The following is a 21,349-nucleotide window of genomic DNA, read 5'->3' on the forward strand; positions in this document are numbered from 1 at the left end:
AAATGGATGTGAAGGAAGCCTTTATTCCAAACTTTATTAGCTGTTATTTTATCGCACTAGGGGTTATTTTGGGCGGTGCCATTATAGGCGGGGTAGGTGCATATTTATCTGGTCAGCCGCCGCTATCAATTATTTCAAGTCTTGCCAACCGCTTAAAAATTTGGGCACTTGTTGCGGCAATCGGTGGAACTTTTGATGCGGTCTATAGTTTTGAAAGAGGGATTTTCGAAGGGAACACACGTGATATTTTCAAGCAGATCTTGCTCATTATCTCTGCTATGGGCGGTGCGCAAACGGGGTATCTCCTGATTACGTGGCTCACACAGGAGCATGTATCATCATGAGGGTGCCTGAGCTGTATAAACGTCCAGGCTGGCAGCGTTTTTTTGCTGGGATGATGTTCGGCGCAATTATCAGCTGGCTGATTTTTCTCTTTACTTATGGCACCTTTCAGGAGAAGCAGGTGACACTGCTCAGAAGCCAGCAGCACCATATGGACAGTCTGAAAGAACAAATCACACTCTATCGGGAAGATTTGCATAAATTAAATGAAGACAATAAGCAGCGTCTGCTTATTCAGAGCGTAGACGTTCACCTCGTCAACCGTGAGCAGTACAAAATCCCGGAGCCAGATACCTTGAAATTTGAAGATCAGGTGAAAGAGGATATCTCAGAGGTGATCACAAAGGATATTGAAAGTGTGTATAAAACAAAAGAGCTCTTAAAACGGACTGTGGAAAATAAAGAATATACGATTAGAGAAAAGGCATACCGCGCCAAAGTCACCGAACTGACCATCTATACAAAGCTTTCGCTTGAAGTACGTATTTCCTTTGCTGAATAATAGATGATGTGGAATTTTTATGAATTTCTGCACTCAATGATCGCTTTTCACTTGTTATTTTTATACACTAAAAGAAGAACGAGATGATCATAAGAAAGAGGTGAGAACAATGGAGGTTTACAGCTATCGTCAAATGGCACGAGACAAAGCAAGCCGGATTAAAGACGGCATGTGTGCTTATGCTGAGACAGAAATGATGGCCCATTTAATTAAAAAAGAATTAAAGCATCAAAATCTCCAAGCCTATGAAGATTCAACTGACATCGGCTGCTGGTTTATCCCTGTATCCAAGTAACCCTTTTCTCAAAGCTCAAAAAAAGAGAGGGGGACTTGAAGCCCCTCTCTCACGATGGTGATTTACATACTTCTTCTAAATCACTCAAAATCTCATCTGCAACTGCCCAATCATATATGGACGCACCGGCTGCAAGCGGGTGACCTCCGCCATGATATTTTTTAGCAATGGTGTTAATGACGACGCCTTTTGAGCGGAATCTCACACGAATCTGATCGTTCTCTTCCACAAAAAAGACCCATGCCTTAATCCCTGCAATATTTCCAAGTGTCCCAACAAGCTGTGAGGCTTGCTGCGCTGTTGTTTGGAACGACTCCAAAATGTCACGTTTAATAAAAACAGAAGCTACGCCATTCTCTGATAAAGAGATATGTTGAAAAATATAGCCATTTAATTTCACGACATTCAAATCTGTCTCATACAATTGATTGAAAAGGTCTGATGATGAAAACGGATATTCGATGAGTTCACCCGCATATTTGAGTGTCTTTTTCGTTGTGTTTGGGAAAAGGAAACGGCCTGTGTCTCCTACAATGCCGGCATAAATGAGTTCTGCCGCCTTTGTATTCAGCTGATATCCTTCTTCTTTCCCCTCTAAATACAGCTCATAAATCATTTCACTGACAGAGCTTGCTTCTGTATCAACCCAAAGCAAATCACCATACGGATCTTCATTCGGATGATGATCAATTTTCATCAGTTTATCGCCCATTGAATAGCGCTGATCATCAATTCTTGCTTGATTCGCAGTGTCACAGACAATGACAAGGGCACCTTTGTACACTTCATCCGGCACGTCATCTAATTCATATAAAAATGAAAGAGATGGCTCTGGGGTTCCTGTTGCATAAATATTTTTTTCTGGATAGGTGGCACGCAAGATTTCCGTAAGGCCGCACTGTGATCCATATGCGTCTGGATCAGGTCTTACATGTCTATGAATGATGATGGTGTCATATAATGATATGGTTCTAATCAGTTCTTTTTTCATAAATACTCCTTCTTATGCGATACTCTTTTTATTATTAAATCATAATCTACCCAGACAGAAAAGTGAGGAATAGACAATTTATTCTAGTAAGCAAGCCTATTTACGTTTAAAATAGGGTTGTAACCACTTACAATGGAGGCTTGGCACATGCTTGTTTTGATTGTGTTTATTATTTGTTCTGCCATGTTTTATTTATACTACAAAGCAAAGAATGTCCGTACGAACCGGCCGGTCGAAAAGAAATTCTGGTCTGCTAAATCAAGTATGGCACTTGGCTGCTTTGTCCTGCTCTTCGGTGTGAATCAATTATTTTTAAACCGCTCGTCACTCGCATTTGTCATTGGGTTTGTTTTTGTTGCAGTTGGTATCGGCAGTACATGGGCCGGATATAAAGCCTATAAGCACTATCTTCCGCTCTTTTTAAAGGAAGGCGAAAAAGACCACGCATAATAGAGAAAGGGCTAAAATGAACTTGATTTTAGCCCTTTCTCTTCTTTTCAGCGTGTTAGAAAACCTTTGCAGTCTAGGAAGGACAGCTACTTTTACGGAGCGAATTTGTCATTCGTGAGCACCAGCACGCAGGACTGACAAAGAATGCGAGGGTTTGTTTACACGCTGAAAGGGCGCATTCATGCCGCCCTTTTTTGCCATTTATCCTCTCTCCATCAGCTGCACCATCAACATCGCTTTGCCTACAATATTTGACTGATGGTAAACTTCCACTTCCAGCTTTCCAAACTTGCGCCCAACTTCTAAAATATTCGGTTTGATCTGTATCGTGGATTCCATTTGAACCGGTTTTAAGAAATAGACAGAAAGACTTTCTACAATTAGTTCACCTTTTTTATGAGACTTTAAGAAGCGGTTGGCTGATTCGATTAAAATTTGTGTAAACACACCGTACGAAATATTGCCGAGCTGATTTGTCATTTGTGGTGAGACTTCATATTGGTACACCGCATCTGTTTTTGGTTTTTCTGTATCGGCTTCCTTAAACCCTCTAGAAACGACATCATCCAGCTTTTCACCGACCTGCGGCTGCTTTTGAATCATTTGCAGCGCCTTCAGCACGTCCTGACGGCTAATCATCCCAATCAGCTTCGCATGATCATTTACAACTGGCAGCACCTCAATACCTTCCCACACCATCATTTGTGCAGCTGAAGCGACAGATGTTTTGCCAATAACGGTCAGCGGATTTTTTGTCATCACCTTTTCAATCGGTGTAGAACGGTCATGGCCTGCAATATCCTTTGAGGTCAAAATGCCGTGAATTTTCATTTGATCGTCTGCTACCGGGAACCGGCCGTGCCCGGTTTCATAATTCTTTTCATACCATTTCTCAAGTTTGTCTTCTGGCGATAAATAGACGGTCCGTTCTATCGGCGTTAAAATATCCTCCACAAGCACAATTTCTTTTTTAATCAACTGGTCATAAATGGCCCGGTTAATGAGAGCCGCTACGGTAAATGTATCGTAGCTTGTTGATAAAATGGGCAGCTCAAGCTCATCTGCGAGCTGAATAATTTCATCATCTGTTGAGAATCCGCCCGTGACCAGCACAGCCGCTCCCGCCTCTAATGCTTGCCGGTGAGCATTGATTCGGTTTCCGACGATTAACAGGTTGCCTGCTGCTGTGTATCGCATCATCGCATCCAGTTCCATTGCACCGATGACAAATTTATTTAACGTTTTATGTAAGCCGGCTCGTCCGCCAAGTACCTGACCATCAATGACATTGACGACTTCCGCATATGTCAGCTTTTCAATATTCTCTTTTTTCTTCTGTTCAATTCGAATGGTACCGACTCGTTCAATGGTGCTCACGAACCCTTTATTTTCAGCATCCTTAATAGCCCGGTAAGCCGTGCCTTCACTGACTTTCATTTCTTTCGCTATACGCCGGACAGAAATTTTCTCTCCGACATCCAATGAATCAATATACGATAAAATTTGCTCATGCTTTGTCGCCAATCCCGTTCACCCTTTTTGTTTTCAGCGTTTTCATCTATATTTCATTATAAAGGCAGGAGGCTTTTAATAGCAATTTGTCTTTTACACGAGCACAATAAAGGCAAACAAAAAAACCGGCTTTTTTGTGCCGGTTTTAGATGGGGGAAATCCGAGATAAGTCCAAAAAGCGCCATACAAATGTAAAAAAATGAAAAAAGAACACAAAGGCCCTCCATTAAGCTGTTTTAAACCCTAACCCCAGCCTTCCATCTAAAGGTTCAGGCAGTTCTTCTAAATCAATGACGTAATCGTTCCATAAGATAAGGACTAAATACACTTAGGTCATCCGGGTCTATGTTAGTTCCAAAACTTATTCCCCAAAACAAAGTTCCATCTAAACAAATCAAAACCTTTTTGAAAAGTCATTAAAATTTACATGTTCCATCTGAACAATAATCATCGAGCGACGGCTCTAATTTATGCTCTTCAGCCTTAGCCTTCGCGTAATCTTCTTGCCAAACATTTTGTAATGTTTCTAAAAATACTTGGCTAGGTTGCGCTCCTGAGATGGCATATTTGTCATTCACTACGAAAAAGGGCACACCTTGAATCCCAATATTTGATCCCTCGGCTTTATCAGCTGCAATATTCTCGTTATATTTATCATTTACTAAAACATCCAAAGCTTCGTTGACATCAAGACCTATCTCACTTGCAAGTTGAACAAGTGTTGCATGGTCACCGATGTCTAGTGAATCCGTGAAGTGAGCTTTCATAATACGCTCTATGAACTCCTTCATTTTACCTTTCTCTTTTGCATAATAAGAAAGACGATGTGCATCATATGAATTTGTAGGAATCATTTTATCCATTTGATAATCTAATCCAACTGCTTTCGCTTGTTGCACCATGTGATCATTTAACGCTTTTGCTTTTTCATATGGGATACCATGTTTTGAAGATAATACTTGATGGATATCCATCCCTGTATTTTTTTTCGCATATGGATCTAATTGAAAACTACGAAATACGACTTCTACCTCTTCTTTATGTTCAAACTGTTCTAACCCTATTTCAAATTTACGTTTGCCAATATAACAAAAAGGACAAACATAATCCGACCATATCTCAATTTTCATTTTGAATGCTCCCTTTTAAGCTGATTTAATTATTATAGACAATGGGCATTTTTCTGTTCAATTGGCTTTGCTGAGTAGCGGCATATATGAATTTCACCACATTTTCCCTAGTGACGGACAGTTTAGCCTACCAATCGCCGAATGAATAATCATAAGATTGCCCTTTGTGTTTGACATTAGGATTATTCATTCGTACAACCGTCCTATCTAGGTTCGATTGTTTAATTATTCCTTCCATCTTCTTCATTTTTGGTGATTGATGCCGGATTATACCCCAATGGAGATATCTTGTTCACTACACCCTTTCTCTTGTTATACAGTTTCAAATTACAGGAGGCAAGCCGGGATCGATCCCTGTCATATCAACGGATACATCCCACAGTCGCTTGGCAAGCTTCGGATCTTTCGCCTCCTCTGAGCGGGAACATTCACGGGAAGGTCCCCGCAACTCGCCTAATCCTGACGGCCCGTAATAGCCGCCTGGCTTTATCTTCCCTGTGGCTGCGTGCAACGCGCCCCAGGCACCCATGGCCGGTTTGGCAAAGAACAGGCCGATCAACGGCATCATTACTTTGCCAGCCATGTTATCGCGTCCAAGGTCCGTTCCCACAAGGCCCGGGTGACAAGCCACGACTGTTACTGGTGATCCCGCCGCCCGCAACCGCCGGTCCAGCTCGAAGACGAAGAGCATATTCGCGAGCTTACTGGCGCCATAGCGCGGGAGCCATTTGTAGCTCTTTTCTGCATTAAGGTCTTCCCACTCGATTTTCGCGTCTTTGTGTTGACCGCTACTCGTGACGACGATGCGCGACCCAGGCGTTTCCATGAGCTTGGGCAGCAACAGCGTGGTGAACGCGAAACAGCCAAGGTGATTGACGCCGAACGTCAGCTCGAAGCCTTGCACAGTGTGCCTCAGTTTCGAACCTTGCACGCCGGCATTGTTGATCAATACATCGATGCGTGGTTCCTTGGCGGCCAATTCAGCTGCACTCCGCACACTCTCCATATCCGCCAAGTCGAGGGGCAGGAAAGCTAGGTCCGCTCCCGGGGTCTTCCTCCGAATCCGATCCATGGCTTCTTTCGCCTTCGCATGGTTGCGGCAGGCCAGCAGCACACGTGCACCTCGTGCTGCAAGCACTTGCGATACTTCGAAGCCAATTCCAGTATTGGCCCCGGTGACGATGATGCATTTGCCCGATTGGTCAGGTACATTTTCATCCGTAAATCCTGTGTGACCGCTTGCCTCAAAAATAGTGATGTTCATGGTCTTCTGCCTCCTTGTGTTATGATAGGTACTATTTTATTTATTAACAACCAATTGTCTTTTCAATTTTTGGGTATGATTCTGAATGATCACAATAATTAGCTTGATAAAACCCTCCCAAAAAAACATGTGTTATTTAAGCAACATACGTTGTATAATTGATGATAAGATGAAAAAGAACTATCAACAACCACCAAAATGGCTAACATGTTGTTTACCCAACACTTCTAATGTATTGTCGTTTTTAGACAAGATGATGAACCCTAAAAGGAGAAGAAAAAATGATTATGCCAAAAAAAGATCCGAGAATACTTCGTACAAGACAATTGATTGTAGACTCTTTTCTTTCGTTAGCTAGTGAAAAAGATTTCAACCATATAACGGTACGTGATATCACAGAAAAGGCTACTATTAACCGGGCTACATTTTATGCGCACTTTGACGATAAATTTGATTTGTTACATTCTACAATCACCAATACATTTACAGACAAATTGAAAAAAAGACTCAATGATCACGATGGATTCAATGAAAAAGTCATTGCAAATATTTTTCTAGCCATGTGTGATCACCATAAAGAGATAAGCGACCTATGTCCTAAAGGTTATCAATCTTTAGGAACTATTATCGAAAGTAAAATTAAAGAGGAGTTACAGAAGCTAATAGCTGATCTTATGCTAAAAGGAACTAACAACATCATAGAATTAGAGGATAAACAAATGGTAACAACCCTATCTACTATGCTAAGTTGGGGGATATACGGAGCTGCATACACATGGAATAAGGATGGAAGACTTATTTCATCAGAAGAGCTAGTGACTAAGACCCTGCCTATCTTTAGAAATGGCATGAGTAAATATTTCTTTTAAAGAAACTTATGTTAATTATAAAAAGTAGCGATAAACTTTTGGTATTAACTGTTTTATGATAATAAGTTAAAAACTCCAGTCATCGTAATTTAACAATCGGGCACTATTGTTGAATAAAACTTAGATTTTCAAACGACTTTATTGTTAAATTTTTAGTGTAGTGAAGTATCTTACATCAAAAATTAAATAACTACAGTTTTAACCCCGTCCTAAATTTAGAACGGGGCTATGCATGTTTGAGACTTTAAAATTAAATAACTTTATTGCCATATTACAGGAGGGCTTATACGGAAAGCTAAAAGCATAATAAGGGCTTATGTACTTTTATTTACATTTTCTTGCATCTGCATGGCGCTTTTTGGACCTTATCTCGGACTTACCCCTAGATTATTGGCAAAGGGCTAAAATGTACTCTATTTTAGCCCTTTGCCTTCTTTTTAGCGTGATAGAAAACCTTTGCAGTCTAGGAAGGTCTAGCTCAGGAGCGGAGCGAATTTGACATTCGTGAGCACCGGCGCGCAGACCTGACAACGAATGCGTGGGTTTATCTACACACTGAAGCCAATATTTGTGTGCCGATTTTTCTGCATCTTGATTAAATATCGATGGATTCTCCGCTGTTTAATACGTGACCCACGCCGCCATGCAAGCTGTCTGCAAACGCGTGAGGATCTTGCTCAATCGGCGGGAATGTACTGTAATGAATCGGTACGACTTGTTTCGCACGAAGCCACTCTGCTGCGATTCTTGCATCGTCTGGTCCCATTGTGAAGTTATCACCTATTGGCAGGAAGGCGAGCTCAATATGATTCAGCTCCCCAATGAGTTTCATATCCGAGAAGAGAGCCGTGTCTCCAGCATGATAAATTGTTTTGCCTTCAGCAGTAAATAAAATACCGGATGGCATCCCTGTATACGTAATCGTTTTGGATTCTTCATCAATGACCGCTGAGCCATGGAACGCTTGCGTCAGCTTGACTTTACCAAATTCAAATTCACGTCCGCCACCAATAGAAAGCGGGTGTGTTTTCACCCCTTGCCAGCCTAAATAAGTGGCAAGTTCGAATGGCGCAATCACGAGTGCGTCATTGTTTTTAGCGATTTCAATCGTGTCTCCGACGTGATCTCCATGCCCGTGCGTGAGCAAAATCACATCGGCTTTCACATCTTGCGGTTTGATCTCTGTATGCTTATTTCCATTTAAAAATGGATCAATCCAAATATGGTATCCGTTTGTTTCAATGTGTACGACTGAATGTCCATGATATGTAGCTTTCATGTAAATATATCCACCTTTCGAATTTGATCTCATTTTGTCTATTCCCTCTATAAAAAGCTGAAAAACTTAGTGCCTGTGAATTACATTAAGACCACCTGTTGCTTCAATGACGGTTCCTGTAATGAGGTCTGAACGGTCATCACATAGAAATGAAATGATACGACCGATATCCTCACCTGTCCCAGACCGACCAATCGGTGTTTCATCGTCTTTTATCTGACGTGCTTCCTCTATCGTTGATTCTTTCATGTCTCCAACGATTTTGCCTGGACACACCATATTAGCGGTGATGCCGTTTTCGGCTTCTTCAATCGCAATGGTTTTCGTCAATGACGCAAGGCCCACTTTTGCCGCTCCGAAAGCTGATCTGTGCATCCAGCCTGGCGCATGGTCTGCTCCTTGGAAGCCATACGTGATAATGCGGCCAAAGCCTTGTTTTCTCATCATAGGGATCACCATTCGGAACAAATGGAACACTGCGGATAGGTTGCCTTCCATCATTTGATACCATTCGTCTTCAGAGTAATCCGCGAGTTTTTTTCGTTCAAAAATATAAGGTCCAGCATTATTGATCAAGGCGTCAATCCGCCCAAATCGCTCTACTGCCAGCTCGACCATGTTTTTTAAATCTTCTTTGTTTGTCACATCGCCTTGGACAAATTGAAGCTTTTCTTCGTATTCTTGCAGTTCTTCTTTCATCTGCCAGACAGCTTCATCATCACTTCGATAATTGACTGTCACAGAATACCCCATATTCAGTAAAGACTCGGTGACTTTCCTGCCAAGTCCTTTAGAACCCGCTGTTATTAATGCGTGTCGCACACAATCTCCTCCTAAAACAAAGGTTGCAAGTTCATGTGTTTCTTTTGTTATCTTTACTTTACTATAAACCGGCTCCCTTCGCACTTTTGAACCCTTTAACAGTGAGGGGAAAAACGTATAGGGTGATTCATCCACTTTTTCATATCCCATGAACCATGGATATCGAGAAGCAGCGAAACAAACCGATAGCATTCTCTCACCTCATGAAGCTGACGAGGAAGCGGGTAAATCTCTTCATACCCTAATTGAACCGCTTGTGCAGCTTCTTTCGTCAAAAGGTATTCGAGTGCAATCAAATCAAACGCAGCTGGTCCAAATACAACATATTCCGTATCAACTAGACTCGTCACTTGATCATCGTCTTCAATATATTGCGATGGGTCTAAATCAATTAAAATGAGACTGGCTGCATCAGGAGGACTTAGCTTTTCAAGCTTTTGCTGCACCTTTTCTGCATAATTCTGATATTCAGGCTGATCAGCGTAATAGTGGCTGATGAGTTTGGAAACTGCCTTTTTTAACAGCGCATGGAATTCTCTCAAATGTCTCTTTTCTCCCCCATATACTGCACCGAAAAAGTTTGTTTGATATGAATGAAGATGCGCTAGTTTCCTCCCGTAATCCCTATAGAATTGTGCTGAACGGCCCTCAAAAGATGTTAAAGGGATTCCTTCTACTTTTTCCATGACATAAAAGTGTTTCCCCGCCTTCTTCACTTTACGAACAACTTTCGGAATATGAAAGGAATTCGTATGAGACAGCTTTTCATTGATTTCATCAAGATGCTCCTGTACAGTACGGGCATCTACTCCATAAATCATGTTAATCCCATACACAAATTCACTTTCTTCTCTTGCAGTTTTAGGAGATTTCACTACATATTCCGTCTGATCTTGCAAGGAAATCAGCCACACATCATTAGCCCGGCCGTCGTATGGTTCTCCTAACGTTTTCACTGATACGATAGGCTGATCAAACAAAGCCTGAAGCGTTTTCTTCATGAACTGTTGTCACTCCTTATTCAGCTTGACACTGGTATGGTTTCATTTTCTCCAGTGAAGATCAATCTCCTTTTTCCCATGACAAAAAACCATCCGTATAAACGAATGGTTTTGGCGAATTACGCTAGGCAGGCTTTTGCTTTTTCTAAAGCGAGCTGAATTTGTTTGAATCCAGTTCCACCTGCACTTGTTCTTTTTTCAACAGCAACATACGGATCAAGAACAGTGTAAATATCTTGTTCAAAGAGGCCGCTTGCTTCTGTAAATGTTTCAAATGGAAGGTCACTTAAATAGATGCCTTTTTGAATGCATGTATACACAAGCTTCCCAACGATTTCGTGTGCTTCACGGAATGGCATACCTTTTTTCGCAAGGTAGTCTGCCACTTCGGTCGCATTTGAGAAATCTTCTTTTGTTGCTTTTTTCATGACATCTTCGTTCACTGTCATCGTTTGAATCATGCCTGTGAAGATTTGCAGGCTGCCAGCGATCGTTTTCACCGTATCAAACATGCCTTCTTTATCTTCTTGCAAGTCTTTGTTATACGTAAGCGGCAAGCCTTTCATAATCGTGAGCAGTCCCATCAGGTTGCCATATACTCTGCCTGTTTTTCCGCGGATCAATTCAGCCATATCCGGGTTTTTCTTTTGCGGCATCATGCTGCTACCTGTTGCGTACGTGTCATCAAGCTCAATGAATTTGAATTCTTGAGAGCACCATAAAATGATTTCTTCACAAAGACGTGACAGGTGCATCATCACAAGACTGCTATTAGACAAGAACTCTAAAATGAAATCACGATCACTCACACCATCAAGGCTGTTCTCGTAAATATGGTCAAAGCCCAGAAGCTCTGCTGTATATTCACGATCAATCGGGAATGTCGTTCCTGCTAACGCTCCGCATCCAAGTGGTGACACATTAATCCGCTTCAATGAATCTTGAAAACGCGCTTTGTCCCGCTCAAGCATCCAAAAGTAGGCGAGCATATGATGAGCAAAGGAGATAGGCTGTGCACGCTGTAAGTGCGTATATCCTGGAAAAATCGTTTCAACGTGCTGTTCAGCTTTTTCTACAAGCACTGTTTGAAAAGAAGAGATCAGCTCAATGATATGCTCTACTTGGTTATTCAAATATAAATGCATATCGGTTGCGACCTGATCATTCCGGCTTCTCGCTGTGTGCAATTTGCCGCCAAGCGGACCAATCTCATCAATGAGCATTTTTTCAAGGTTTAAATGAATATCCTCATAATCTACTGAGAAATCGAGTTCATCCGCCTCTGCCTTTTTCATGAGCGTATTCAGTCCGTCTTTGATTGCAGCGGCCTCCTCATCGCCGATGATACCGCATTTATTCAGCATACTTGCATGGGCAAGGGAGCCGGTCAGATCTTCTTTGACTAATTGTTTGTCGAAATGAATGGATGCACCAAACTCATCGACCCATTTTTCTGGTGTTTTTTGAAATCGGCCTCCCCAAAGCTTTTTCATGCTTTAACCTGCTCCTTTTTGTTCACGATGCTGTTTACTTTTGTTGGTAAACCCCAAAGGTTAATAAATCCTACAGCTGCATCATGATCGAATTCATCTGCTTTTGTGTAAGTTGCTAGATTTTCATCATAAAGTGAATATGGTGATTTACGTCCTTCTACAATGGCATGGCCTTTAAATAGTTTCACACGCACAACACCTGTTACGTTCTTTTGCGTTTCTTGTAAGAATGCATCTAGTGCTGATTTAAGTGGTGAGAACCATAAGCCGTTGTATATTAATTCAGCCATTTTTTGTTCAACGATTGGCTTAAAGTGTGCTACTTCTTTAACAAGCGTTAAGTCTTCAAGTTCTTTGTGTGCTTTTAATAGGGTAACTGCACCTGGGCACTCATACACTTCACGAGATTTGATTCCAACAAGACGGTTTTCAACATGATCGATTCTGCCTACACCATGCTGGCCAGCAACTTCATTTAAATGAAGGATCAGATCGGATAATGAATACTGGATTCCGTCAATAGCTGTTGGTTTTCCTTTTTCAAACGTGATTTCAATGATTTCAGGTGTGTCAGGTGTTTTTTCAAGTGGATTTGTCAGATCATAAGCACCTTCTGGCGGCGCTGCCCAAGGATCTTCTAAAATACCACATTCGTTACTTCTGCCCCAAAGGTTTTGGTCAATTGAATATGGGCTGTCTAAGTTTATCGGAATTGGAATCCCGTGCTTTTGTGCATAGTCGATTTCTTCATCACGAGACCATTTCCATTCACGCACTGGTGCAAGAACTTCTAGGTCTGGATTCAATGCTTTGATTGATACTTCAAAACGAACTTGGTCGTTTCCTTTACCTGTACATCCGTGTGCAACGGCTACGGCATTTTCTTTCTCTGCGACTTCCACTAACTTTTTGGCAATGAGCGGACGAGATAGTGCAGACACAAGTGGGTATTTCCCTTCGTACATCGTGTGTGCTTGCAGTGCAGCAAGTGCAAATTCTTCAGCAAACTCTTCTTTTGCGTCGATCATGTAAGATTGAACAGCTCCGACTTGAAGTGCTTTTTGTTGAACGAATGCTAAATCTTTTCCTTCACCTACGTCCAGGCAGCAAGCAACAACTTCGTATCCTTGCTCCTGTAACCATTTAACTGCAACAGAGGTATCAAGACCTCCGGAATATGCTAATACGACTTTTTTATTTTGTGACATGTTTGAAAAGCTCCTCTCGCTTGTTTTGATTCTGTGAATGTTTTTTGCATAAAAATAAGTTTTAATTTATAAACATGCATTTAGTATGTATACACTGTAACAAGGAAAAATTGTTTTTTCAACCCCTTTATGAAAAAAACTCTGCCAAATTTTCTTGGCAGAGTCATTTTGGGCTATTTTTGATCTTTTTCAAGCTCTCGCAAGACATGAGGAAGCTCTGGAATAATGAGTTTGGTCATGGCTAACCGAACTGCTCCGGTAGAGCCTGGTGTGGCAAAAACGGCTTTTTGGTTAATCACCCCTGCCGTCGCTCTAGATAAGATAGCGGCTGATCCAATATCTTCTGTATAGCTCAGCTTGCGAAAAATTTCTCCAAAGCCCGGCAGCTCTTTTGAGAAAAGAGGTGTAATGGATTCAATCGTGACGTCCCTTGCTGCAATACCAGTTCCCCCGTTTAACAAGACGGCATCAATCTTCGCTTCACTTGTTCCTTCTAAAACGGCGTCTTGAATCGCTCCAATGTGATCTTTCACAATATCGTATGCAAGAATAAGGTGCCCTTGTTCTTTGAGCAAATCAATCATCAGACGGCCGCTTTTATCTGTTTCTTTTGTCCTTGTATCACTGACGGTAATGACTTTTACATGAAGCCTCGTTTTCGCTTCGCGTTTATGTTCTTCGACGCTCATATCTTCACACCGCTCCTTTCATATTGCCTCACATTATAGCATGGTGATTTCAATAGAAAAAAGCCCTTTTCCGCTGAGGAAAAGAGCTTCAAAAGGATGTTACGCTAAACGCATAACGTCTCTTGCAATCATAACTTCTTCGTTCGTTGGAATCACGATGACTTTTACAGGAGAGTGAGGGTAGCTTATGAATGCTTCTTCGCCTCTCATGTTGTTAAGAGATGGATCCCAATATACGCCCATGAATTCTAGACCACGAAGTACACGTGCTCTCACTTCTGAGCTGTTTTCACCGATTCCAGCTGTGAAGATGATGGCATCTACACCATTCATTCTCGCTGCATAAGAACCGATGTATTTATGAATACGGCTTGCAAAAATATCTAGTGCTACTTCAGCACGGTCGTTTCCTTCTTCTGTCGCTTCTTCGATATCACGAAGGTCACTTGAAAGACCAGACACACCTAAAAGACCACTCTTCTTATTCAAAGTAGAAAGTACTTCTTCCGCTGTATGTCCTGTTTTCTCCATAATAAATGGAATAAGGGCAGGGTCAATGTTACCTGAACGTGTTCCCATTGCAACACCCGCAAGTGGTGTGAAGCCCATTGACGTATCGATTGATTTTCCGCCTTCAACTGCTGCGATACTTGCACCATTTCCAAGGTGGCAAGAAATCAAACGAAGCTCTTCAAGAGGACGGCCTAATAGCTCTGCTGCACGCTCTGTTACGAACTTATGGCTTGTCCCGTGGAATCCGTATTTACGAATACCAAAGTTTTTGTAGTAGTCGTACGGAAGGCTGTATAGGTAAGACTGCTCTGGCATTGTTTGGTGGAACGCTGTATCGAACACAGCAATCGCTGGTACGTCAGGCAGAATTTGTTTGAATGCTTTGATTCCTACAACGTTTGCAGGGTTGTGAAGTGGTGCAAGCTCTGAAAGCTGATCAATGTCTTTGATGACTTCATCTGTTAAAACAACAGAATCGCTGAATTTTTCTCCGCCGTGAACGACGCGGTGTCCTACGCCATCAATTTCATTAAAGTCTTTGATGATGTTAAATTCAATTAGTTTTTCAAGCAGCATTTTAACCGCTACTGCATGATCTGGAATATCTGTGACTTCTGTTTTCTTTTCTCCATCTACAGAAATCGTGAAGATACTGTTGTCCATTCCGATTCTTTCAACAAGACCTTTTGTTAAAACGGTTTCTTCTGGCATGTCGAACAATTGGAATTTAAGAGATGAGCTTCCTGCGTTGATTGCAATAATTTTGGACATTACTGTCGCTCCTTTTACTCAGTTGTTATATAAGGTTTCACGTTTTTTCGGTGCTATATTCAACCTGTTTGAACGGGTCTTTTATAGTTTAACGATAAGTCCGAAAAATATCTGACTTTTTCATTTAAACATTGAAAACTTTGCATTTCAAGTACACCTTCGAACTGTTACCGCTTACATCAATAAGTCGTTATTTTCTGAATAATAAAATAGCCAGACATCACTCTGGCTATTCTTTCGTTTCTTTTTCTTCTATAAACCATTGGTCTAATTTTCTCATGACGCCAACCATTGCTTCTTTCTGTGAGAAAGATGGCAGATTGGCAAATAGCATACGTTTCGGTGCTTCGAGCCCCTCTTTTTTCTTTTGCATCACAAATAAGCTTTTGGCATGCTTTTTGTCTTTGAACATAGAGACTGGCAGCTGAATTAACGCATTCATATATGCATGTTCTTTGATGAAATCCTTTAATTGTACGCTTTCTTTTCCTTCAAACAAATCGTTTGGAATGATGAAGAATAAGAAGCCGCCTTCTTTCGTGTAACGCAGACTTTGCTCAATGAATAAATAATGCGCAAAGGAATGACCTTCTTTTGCCTTTAATTCATAGTCTTTAGCGCGCTCATCATTTGGATAAAACCCGACAGGAAGACTACATACAGCAACATCTGCTGGTGAGATAAGAAGCGGCTCAAGGCTGTCCTGGTGGAATAGCTCTACTTCTTTTTCTTCTAAGTTCGCTTGTGCCCACGCAATTTTAATGAGCACGTCATCAATTTCAGAGGCAAAACCGCGTGTTGTTTCTGCTGTTACATTGTTGAGGACCGCAAGCAGTAAATTCCCTGTTCCCGCTGCTGGATCAAAGACAACCAGCTCTTTTTGTCCTTCTAAAAATTTATTGACCAAATAGCTGACAAACAGACCAATTGTATCAGGTGTCATCTGCCGGTTTGGATGTGAAATATCCTTTTGTCCTTTTAATACGGCGAGCTGAAACGCTTTACGAATCTGCTCATGATCATAAGAGGCGAAATCTGCTTTCTCTATTAAATCTTTTAGTAAACCGTTTCGATCATTTGCCTGGAAAAAGGCTTCTCCTGCTTCTGCCAATGCTTCAATATAGGAAATGTTCTGTTCCTTTTTTAAACGAATTGAAGCTGTATCGAGCAGCTCAAAAATCGTACTCACTTGATCTTTCTGCAATGCTTTTCTCTCCTCGCTTTGTTAAAAGCTATATGTTCTCATTGAAAAGAGCCCCAGTATGAAGCCGGAGCTCTTGTCGATGCTGCTTTTATAACAGTGATTTCGCAGCCTCAATGGCTTTTTCATAATTTGGATGATTGGTTGCTTCGCTTACGTACTCAGTGTAAACCACTTTTCCGCTTGGGTCTAATACGAAGACCGCACGCGCCAATAAACGCAATTCTTTCATATATAAACCAAACGCTTCACCAAATGACATATCTCTATGATCAGATAATGTTTCAACATTTTCAATTCCGTTTGCTCCGCACCAGCGTGCTTGTGCAAATGGTAGGTCTGCACTAATGGTATAGATATTGACCGGACCTAAACCGGCTGCCTCTTCATTGAAACGTCTTGTTTGTGCGTCACACACACCTGTATCAATAGAAGGAATCACTGAGATAATCGTCACTTTTCCTGTTAAATCAGAAAGTGAAACTTCCCCTAGTGAGTTCGTTAATACCGTGAAATCTGGAGCCTGCTCGCCTACTTTCACTTCATTTCCTACAAGCGTTACTGGGCTCCCTTTAAATGTGATCGATGCCAAAACAATTCCTCCCTTATCAAATGTATGGTTCTATCATAGTAGAGAAAGCAAAAAACTGCAAAGCCTAATCGTCCATTTTGAAAAAAAAGTTAACTGCAGGGCAGCTAACTTTTTAAAGGTCTATGTCATCTAGTTTTCGTTCTTTGTGACGATGCTCCCGTTCATCCTTTTTAAACATGTGCTGAAGACGTTCAATTGCTTGAGGAGCAGAATCCAATATTTTATCAAGCAGATGTGTGTGTTCATCCAAATGAAGCATTCGTACGCCATTTGTTCCCACAATTAAAAAGGCGATTGGTGTAATCGATACTCCCCCACCGCTTCCGCCTCCAAATGGGAGTCTCGGTTCTTTTCGTTCTTGTTCATCAGACCGTTTTTCTTTCTTTTGGTTACCGTTGAATTCACTGCCGCCGGCTGCAAATCCAAAACCAACCTTTGACACAGTGAGAATGACACTGCCGTCAGGGGTTTCGACTGGATCGCCGATGATCGTGTTCACATCAATCATTTCTTTTAAGTTTTCCATCGCTGTCTTCATCAGACCTTGGATTGGATGATCTGCCATTTTCGGGTTCCTCCTTAAACAGATGATTCATTCTTCGTTGCTTGAAGAGAGGCATTTTTTCTCGCCTTTCTCCCTTTTAACCAATGGACAAGTAATCGAATGGCTGCAAGCATAGCATGTCCAATCCGAAAATAAGCTATACATGCAAAGTGTGTCTGTGACACATTGTGCTGAAAAGCGGGAATCACTTCATAGACGGGTTTGTGCTTAAAGGTGAGATGCTCCTGCATAAAGGCAAGAAGTGCTCCTTTGACTGACCACACACCACCGGCTGCTACACCTGTTAAAGCTGCGTCATGAAAACCAATCCATGTGGACCAGTGAAATGAGACGATTTTTATATGAATGAAAAACTTTCGCATGATCCGGTTTAGATCGACAATTTCTTTTGTAATACGCTCCATTTGATGAAGGATTTCCTTCACATCACGTTTTCCCACTTTTTTATGCATGGTTTCTTTTTCTTGATTAGGCGTTTTGGTGCTGGCCATTTTCTTTTCACGAATATCAATCGTTTGATCTTCCGTATTCACTTTCACCATCGGAATGTCTTTCTTCAATCTGACGATTCCATATAACGTGATGATCTTCACCGCAATATGGTCATTGTCATTTGCATGTGAATAGTCCAGTGAAATGGTCACTTTCATAAAGATCAATAAGATCACAAGGAACAAAAAAGCGGCGATCCAAACGTACAGCACTGTGCTCACTTCCTCCATAACAAATGATGCTTCCTCTACGATTATGGCTCTCCTTCTGGATTTTATACCCAATCACCCAAAAAAAGAGTTTGACCGGTACCCGGCCAAACTCTCTTTGATTATGCGTTTGCTTCTGTTTTTTCATATAAATGTTCATGAACAACCACTGTATCTGCAAAGTAGTCATGAACCCCTTGCTTTTTCGGCGTGAACCCAACCACAGCATAGAGAACAAAAAGCGTATTAATATATCGCCCCACAATTTCTCTAAAGAAAATGACATCCCATGGCAGCTTCTTCTCCGGCTGAAGTGAGACGACTTTGATTCCAAACACCATCTTTCCAAGTGTTTGTTGGAAAATCTTCGTCATGATCGCAAAATAAAGCAGAAAGACAATTGTGGTTGTGACGGAAAATGGGGAAAACCAGCCTCCACCTTTTGACCAGCCAAAGAGACTAAAGATTGGAGAAACCGTCAAATGGTTAACACCCCATACGACGAGCCAATCTAGGATAAATGCCCAGAATCTAATCCAGAAACCTGCAAAGGCCTGCGCTTCAATTGAAGTGCGCTTCGCAAGAGTCGGCCTTGATTCTCCCTCTTGGCTGCGACTTTCCGTTACTTCATCGAATGTAGAATCCATCTATGATCCCTCCTTTATTTTGAATAGAGATACATCGGTTTAGACCCATTTGAGCCAGCCAGTGTTTCTTTTAAGTTCAGAAAATCAATTTCGCTTTTAAAGAGCTTGCTTGCACTCATATTGAAAAGAGAGTTCCAGCCGAAGCTTTGAGAATAGCTGATCACTGTCGCTCCTTTTAACCCTTTTTCATTTTTCTTCATTGCTTTTAGAGCATCTTCATAGTACCCAAGCTCATCCACTAATCCGTTCGATTTCGCCTGTGTTCCGTCATAGATTCGGCCGTCAGCAATCTTCTTGACGTCCTGCTTAGACATGCCACGTCCTTCTGAGATGACTTTCACAAAGCCTTCATAAGAGTTGTCAACCATGCTTTGCATGATGTCTCGCTCATCTTTTGTCATATCACGATTTGGTGACATGATGTCTTTGAATTTTCCACTTTTAATGGTTTCATATTTGATGCCTAAATTATCTGCCAGCTTTGCATAATTCAAACTTTGCATGATGACCCCTAGAGACCCTGTTAACGTTTCAGGTGAAGCAAAGATTTTTTTCGCTGGAGTGGATACATAATAGCCGCCAGAAGCCGCCATTGAACCCATAGAAACATAAATTGGCTTCTTCGCTTTCTTTACTTCTTCTAATTTTTTATGTATTTCAGCACTTTCATAGACACCGCCGCCAGGAGAGTTGACGCGCAGCAAGACACCTTTCACAGACGCATCGTCTTTTGCTTTATCTAATTCTTTTAAGAACGCACGATGATCATATGCTTCCCCGCCTAGAAGGCTGGATGCACCGCCGTTATCTTGAATCGTACCATTAATCTCAAGTACAGCAATTTTACTCGCACCGCTTCCATCTTCTAGTACCTTTTCTTCGATTTCGTCCCCGAATTGATAGCTCATCTTATTATCATTGAAGCTTTCATACAAGGCCGTCGTGATACTAATCACAATCGAAAAGCCGAAAACACCAAGTGCAATGATTAAGGCTACCCATCTTTTCGCATTCATTTCTTTCTCCTCCTTTTTGTCTCACTTCGTTCATACGAATACACACATGAAATGTTTCACAGGAACTGTGGTTTTTTTACATTTCATTTCAACATATGATAGCACCGATGTGAAATGACGATCAACTTTACATCTTCTATCATTTGCTCATCATGACGAAAAATTGGTTATTTTATCCTCTTCCTACATCTAATAGATCAGATCATTTCCACAACGAAACGCCCAGACCTCTCTAGCCTCCAAAATGAGCTATTAAATTATGCTCAAAGTCAGCGTTTTCTAATCACTTACAATGACTCATTTCTCAAATGGAAGCCTCTATCATGATGAAGCGTCTTTCTAATATTTTTACTTTCATATGAAAAAAGTGTAAAATGTGAGCAAGGGTTTTCTATGTAAGCCCTTTACTACTCGAAATCTATTTTTGACAACAAAGGGGAGAACGTCAATGACAGACAATCGTCGCAATGTATTTTTCTTTTACAAAAAAGATCATGAATTGGATGGACACATTTCTTCTCTGGAGAAGCTCGCTACTGATCAAGGCTTTCACGTCGTAAAGCGTGCAGAAGATGCCCATATCATTGCTTCAATTGGTGGAGATGGTACATTTCTTCAAGCGGTTCGCAAAACGAACTTCCGGGATGACTGCTTGTATGTAGGGGTATCAAAAACAGAGAATTCGCACCTATACTGCGATTTTTCGTTAGAACATTTTGATAAAATGATTGATGCCATGAACACTGAACAGATTGAAGTGAGAAAATATCCGATCATCGATGTAAGCGTTGACAGTACAAACCAGTTCCATTGCTTAAACGAACTGTCGATCCGCTCTAGCATCATTAAAACATTTGTCATCGATGTGTATATAGATGATTTCCATTTTGAAACCTTTAGAGGCGACGGGATGATTATTTCCACTCCAACCGGTTCAACGGCCTACAATAAATCTGTCAACGGCGCCGTGGTGGATCCGATGCTTCCGTGTATGCAAGTAACCGAGCTGGCATCGCTGAATAACAACTCATACCGTACACTTGGAGCTCCTTTCATTTTAAGCAGTGACCGCAAGCTGACACTAAAGGTTGTTCAGGACGGTAACGACCATCCGATTATCGGTCTTGATAACGAAGCGCTAGGTACAAAACATGTCAAACAAATTGATATTGGCCTTTCTGGTAAAGTGATCAAAACGGTCAAATTAAAAGATAACTCCTATTGGGAAAAAGTAAAACGCAGATTCCTTTAATCAAAAAGCTCCTTTACGGGGCTTTTGTTTTCTTTTCAGCGTGATAGAAAACCTTTGAAGTCTAGGAAGAGTGAGCACCGGAACGGAGCGAATTTGACATTCGTGAGTACCGGAGCGCAAATCTGACACCGAATGCGAGGGTTTGTCTACACGCTGAAAGCTCCTTTACGGGGCTTTTTTTCATGTCTTTTCATTCACGGTCATGATTATGGTATGATGTCACAAGTATGAATGTACGAAAAGG

Annotated in this window: 23 protein-coding genes; 6 read left to right on the forward strand and 17 right to left on the reverse strand. The window is 41.4% G+C overall.

Annotated elements, in window-relative coordinates; all coding sequences use genetic code 11:
- Positions 1 to 2: 2 nt before the first annotated feature.
- The 3 genes from MHH31_RS13230 (at position 3) to MHH31_RS13240 (ending at position 1,139) form a co-directional block, all read left to right on the forward strand.
- Positions 3 to 344 carry a YtrH family sporulation protein gene (locus MHH31_RS13230; protein WP_007501717.1) on the forward strand — a complete coding sequence of 114 codons (342 nt, stop codon included), beginning with the start codon at positions 3 to 5 and terminating at the stop codon, positions 342 to 344.
- Positions 341 to 844, forward strand: coding sequence for a sporulation membrane protein YtrI (ytrI, locus tag MHH31_RS13235; RefSeq protein ID WP_007501718.1), 504 nt, complete (start codon positions 341 to 343; stop codon positions 842 to 844). Before MHH31_RS13230 ends, ytrI begins: the two co-directional genes overlap by 4 nt.
- A gap of 109 nt (positions 845 to 953) precedes the next feature.
- Complete coding sequence (locus MHH31_RS13240; RefSeq protein WP_008346082.1) at positions 954 to 1,139, forward strand: hypothetical protein; 186 nt, start codon at positions 954 to 956, stop codon at positions 1,137 to 1,139.
- A 49-nt stretch (positions 1,140 to 1,188) separates the two neighbouring features.
- On the opposite strand, the gene MHH31_RS13245 is transcribed toward MHH31_RS13240, so the two are convergent.
- Entirely contained in the window at positions 1,189 to 2,130 is a 942-nt protein-coding gene (locus tag MHH31_RS13245) for a bifunctional oligoribonuclease/PAP phosphatase NrnA (RefSeq protein ID WP_342494878.1), read from the reverse strand.
- 147 nt (positions 2,131 to 2,277) lie between these two features.
- On the opposite strand from MHH31_RS13245, the gene MHH31_RS13250 reads away from it, so the two are divergent.
- Positions 2,278 to 2,580, forward strand: coding sequence for a YtpI family protein (locus tag MHH31_RS13250; protein WP_008343164.1), 303 nt, complete (start codon positions 2,278 to 2,280; stop codon positions 2,578 to 2,580).
- Positions 2,581 to 2,781: 201 nt separating this feature from the next.
- Here the strand turns inward: MHH31_RS13250 and MHH31_RS13255 are convergent, their stop codons facing one another.
- The 3 genes from MHH31_RS13255 to MHH31_RS13265 all read right to left on the reverse strand — a co-directional run bounded on the left by MHH31_RS13255 (position 2,782) and on the right by MHH31_RS13265 (position 6,486).
- A complete protein-coding gene (locus MHH31_RS13255; RefSeq protein ID WP_007501721.1) occupies positions 2,782 to 4,104 on the reverse strand; it encodes a CBS domain-containing protein in 1,323 nt (440 codons plus the stop codon).
- A 404-nt stretch (positions 4,105 to 4,508) separates the two neighbouring features.
- On the reverse strand, positions 4,509 to 5,222 hold the full coding sequence (locus tag MHH31_RS13260; protein ID WP_058336546.1) for a DsbA family oxidoreductase: 714 nt from the start codon (positions 5,220 to 5,222) through the stop codon (positions 4,509 to 4,511).
- Between the two features lie 322 nt (positions 5,223 to 5,544).
- Positions 5,545 to 6,486, reverse strand: a complete 942-nt coding sequence (locus MHH31_RS13265) for an oxidoreductase (RefSeq protein WP_144679811.1) — start codon at positions 6,484 to 6,486, stop codon at positions 5,545 to 5,547.
- A gap of 281 nt (positions 6,487 to 6,767) precedes the next feature.
- Between MHH31_RS13265 and MHH31_RS13270 the strand changes: the two genes are divergently transcribed.
- The gene (locus MHH31_RS13270) at positions 6,768 to 7,355 is read left to right on the forward strand and encodes a TetR/AcrR family transcriptional regulator (RefSeq protein WP_235672207.1); all 588 of its coding nucleotides are present in this window, start codon (positions 6,768 to 6,770) and stop codon (positions 7,353 to 7,355) included.
- Positions 7,356 to 7,950: 595 nt separating this feature from the next.
- Here the strand turns inward: MHH31_RS13270 and MHH31_RS13275 are convergent.
- The 13 genes from MHH31_RS13275 to sppA all read right to left on the reverse strand — a co-directional run bounded on the left by MHH31_RS13275 (position 7,951) and on the right by sppA (position 19,853).
- Positions 7,951 to 8,634, reverse strand: a complete 684-nt coding sequence (locus tag MHH31_RS13275) for a metal-dependent hydrolase (RefSeq protein ID WP_017367834.1) — start codon at positions 8,632 to 8,634, stop codon at positions 7,951 to 7,953.
- Between the two features lie 66 nt (positions 8,635 to 8,700).
- A complete protein-coding gene (locus MHH31_RS13280; RefSeq protein WP_342461890.1) occupies positions 8,701 to 9,456 on the reverse strand; it encodes an SDR family oxidoreductase in 756 nt (251 codons plus the stop codon).
- Positions 9,457 to 9,551: 95 nt separating this feature from the next.
- A complete protein-coding gene (locus MHH31_RS13285; protein WP_342494879.1) occupies positions 9,552 to 10,457 on the reverse strand; it encodes a phosphotransferase in 906 nt (301 codons plus the stop codon).
- 119 nt (positions 10,458 to 10,576) lie between these two features.
- Complete coding sequence (argH, locus tag MHH31_RS13290; protein ID WP_008343150.1) at positions 10,577 to 11,950, reverse strand: argininosuccinate lyase; 1,374 nt, start codon at positions 11,948 to 11,950, stop codon at positions 10,577 to 10,579.
- Positions 11,947 to 13,158 carry an argininosuccinate synthase gene (locus MHH31_RS13295; protein ID WP_008343148.1) on the reverse strand — a complete coding sequence of 404 codons (1,212 nt, stop codon included), beginning with the start codon at positions 13,156 to 13,158 and terminating at the stop codon, positions 11,947 to 11,949. Before MHH31_RS13295 ends, argH begins: the two co-directional genes overlap by 4 nt.
- Before the next feature lie 173 nt (positions 13,159 to 13,331).
- On the reverse strand, positions 13,332 to 13,847 hold the full coding sequence (locus tag MHH31_RS13300; protein WP_342461892.1) for a molybdenum cofactor biosynthesis protein B: 516 nt from the start codon (positions 13,845 to 13,847) through the stop codon (positions 13,332 to 13,334).
- Between the two features lie 99 nt (positions 13,848 to 13,946).
- Positions 13,947 to 15,131, reverse strand: coding sequence for an acetate kinase (locus tag MHH31_RS13305; protein ID WP_024718669.1), 1,185 nt, complete (start codon positions 15,129 to 15,131; stop codon positions 13,947 to 13,949).
- A 229-nt stretch (positions 15,132 to 15,360) separates the two neighbouring features.
- Positions 15,361 to 16,335: a class I SAM-dependent methyltransferase gene (locus tag MHH31_RS13310; protein WP_007501729.1), complete on the reverse strand. Its 975-nt coding sequence runs from the start codon at positions 16,333 to 16,335 to the stop codon at positions 15,361 to 15,363.
- A gap of 88 nt (positions 16,336 to 16,423) precedes the next feature.
- Positions 16,424 to 16,924 carry a thiol peroxidase gene (gene tpx, locus MHH31_RS13315; RefSeq protein WP_007501731.1) on the reverse strand — a complete coding sequence of 167 codons (501 nt, stop codon included), beginning with the start codon at positions 16,922 to 16,924 and terminating at the stop codon, positions 16,424 to 16,426.
- Between the two features lie 112 nt (positions 16,925 to 17,036).
- Positions 17,037 to 17,489 carry a GerW family sporulation protein gene (ytfJ, locus tag MHH31_RS13320; RefSeq protein WP_007501733.1) on the reverse strand — a complete coding sequence of 151 codons (453 nt, stop codon included), beginning with the start codon at positions 17,487 to 17,489 and terminating at the stop codon, positions 17,037 to 17,039.
- 14 nt (positions 17,490 to 17,503) lie between these two features.
- Entirely contained in the window at positions 17,504 to 18,211 is a 708-nt protein-coding gene (locus tag MHH31_RS13325) for a DUF2953 domain-containing protein (protein ID WP_008343138.1), read from the reverse strand.
- 101 nt (positions 18,212 to 18,312) lie between these two features.
- Positions 18,313 to 18,837, reverse strand: coding sequence for an RDD family protein (locus tag MHH31_RS13330; RefSeq protein ID WP_138278862.1), 525 nt, complete (start codon positions 18,835 to 18,837; stop codon positions 18,313 to 18,315).
- Positions 18,838 to 18,851: 14 nt separating this feature from the next.
- Complete coding sequence (sppA, locus tag MHH31_RS13335; protein WP_024718673.1) at positions 18,852 to 19,853, reverse strand: signal peptide peptidase SppA; 1,002 nt, start codon at positions 19,851 to 19,853, stop codon at positions 18,852 to 18,854.
- 448 nt (positions 19,854 to 20,301) lie between these two features.
- Between sppA and MHH31_RS13340 the strand changes: the two genes are divergently transcribed.
- Entirely contained in the window at positions 20,302 to 21,105 is an 804-nt protein-coding gene (locus MHH31_RS13340; RefSeq protein ID WP_008343132.1) for an NAD kinase, read from the forward strand.
- The last annotated feature ends 244 nt before the right edge of the window (positions 21,106 to 21,349 follow it).

Origin of the sequence: Bacillus sp. FSL K6-1033, from assembly GCF_038630765.1 — a bacterium.
In the GTDB taxonomy this organism is placed as follows: domain Bacteria; phylum Bacillota; class Bacilli; order Bacillales; family Bacillaceae; genus Bacillus; species Bacillus altitudinis.

Bases quoted from the DNA above. Each gene is read 5' to 3' on its own strand.
- MHH31_RS13300 (WP_342461892.1), bottom strand. From the start codon at position 13,847: ATGAGCGTCGAAGAACATAAACGCGAAGCGAAAACGAGGCTTCATGTA.
- MHH31_RS13250 (WP_008343164.1), top strand. From the start codon at position 2,278: ATGCTTGTTTTGATTGTGTTTATTATTTGTTCTGCCATGTTTTATTTA.
- MHH31_RS13330 (WP_138278862.1), bottom strand. From the start codon at position 18,837: ATGGATTCTACATTCGATGAAGTAACGGAAAGTCGCAGCCAAGAGGGA.
- ytfJ (WP_007501733.1), bottom strand. From the start codon at position 17,489: ATGGCAGATCATCCAATCCAAGGTCTGATGAAGACAGCGATGGAAAAC.
- MHH31_RS13245 (WP_342494878.1), bottom strand. From the start codon at position 2,130: ATGAAAAAAGAACTGATTAGAACCATATCATTATATGACACCATCATC.
- MHH31_RS13265 (WP_144679811.1), bottom strand. From the start codon at position 6,486: ATGAACATCACTATTTTTGAGGCAAGCGGTCACACAGGATTTACGGAT.
- sppA (WP_024718673.1), bottom strand. From the start codon at position 19,853: ATGAATGCGAAAAGATGGGTAGCCTTAATCATTGCACTTGGTGTTTTC.
- MHH31_RS13230 (WP_007501717.1), top strand. From the start codon at position 3: ATGGATGTGAAGGAAGCCTTTATTCCAAACTTTATTAGCTGTTATTTT.
- ytrI (WP_007501718.1), top strand. From the start codon at position 341: ATGAGGGTGCCTGAGCTGTATAAACGTCCAGGCTGGCAGCGTTTTTTT.
- MHH31_RS13260 (WP_058336546.1), bottom strand. From the start codon at position 5,222: ATGAAAATTGAGATATGGTCGGATTATGTTTGTCCTTTTTGTTATATT.
- MHH31_RS13305 (WP_024718669.1), bottom strand. From the start codon at position 15,131: ATGTCCAAAATTATTGCAATCAACGCAGGAAGCTCATCTCTTAAATTC.
- MHH31_RS13285 (WP_342494879.1), bottom strand. From the start codon at position 10,457: ATGAAGAAAACGCTTCAGGCTTTGTTTGATCAGCCTATCGTATCAGTG.
- argH (WP_008343150.1), bottom strand. From the start codon at position 11,950: ATGAAAAAGCTTTGGGGAGGCCGATTTCAAAAAACACCAGAAAAATGG.
- MHH31_RS13275 (WP_017367834.1), bottom strand. From the start codon at position 8,634: ATGAAAGCTACATATCATGGACATTCAGTCGTACACATTGAAACAAAC.
- MHH31_RS13340 (WP_008343132.1), top strand. From the start codon at position 20,302: ATGACAGACAATCGTCGCAATGTATTTTTCTTTTACAAAAAAGATCAT.
- MHH31_RS13295 (WP_008343148.1), bottom strand. From the start codon at position 13,158: ATGTCACAAAATAAAAAAGTCGTATTAGCATATTCCGGAGGTCTTGAT.
- MHH31_RS13270 (WP_235672207.1), top strand. From the start codon at position 6,768: ATGATTATGCCAAAAAAAGATCCGAGAATACTTCGTACAAGACAATTG.
- MHH31_RS13240 (WP_008346082.1), top strand. From the start codon at position 954: ATGGAGGTTTACAGCTATCGTCAAATGGCACGAGACAAAGCAAGCCGG.
- MHH31_RS13325 (WP_008343138.1), bottom strand. From the start codon at position 18,211: ATGGAGGAAGTGAGCACAGTGCTGTACGTTTGGATCGCCGCTTTTTTG.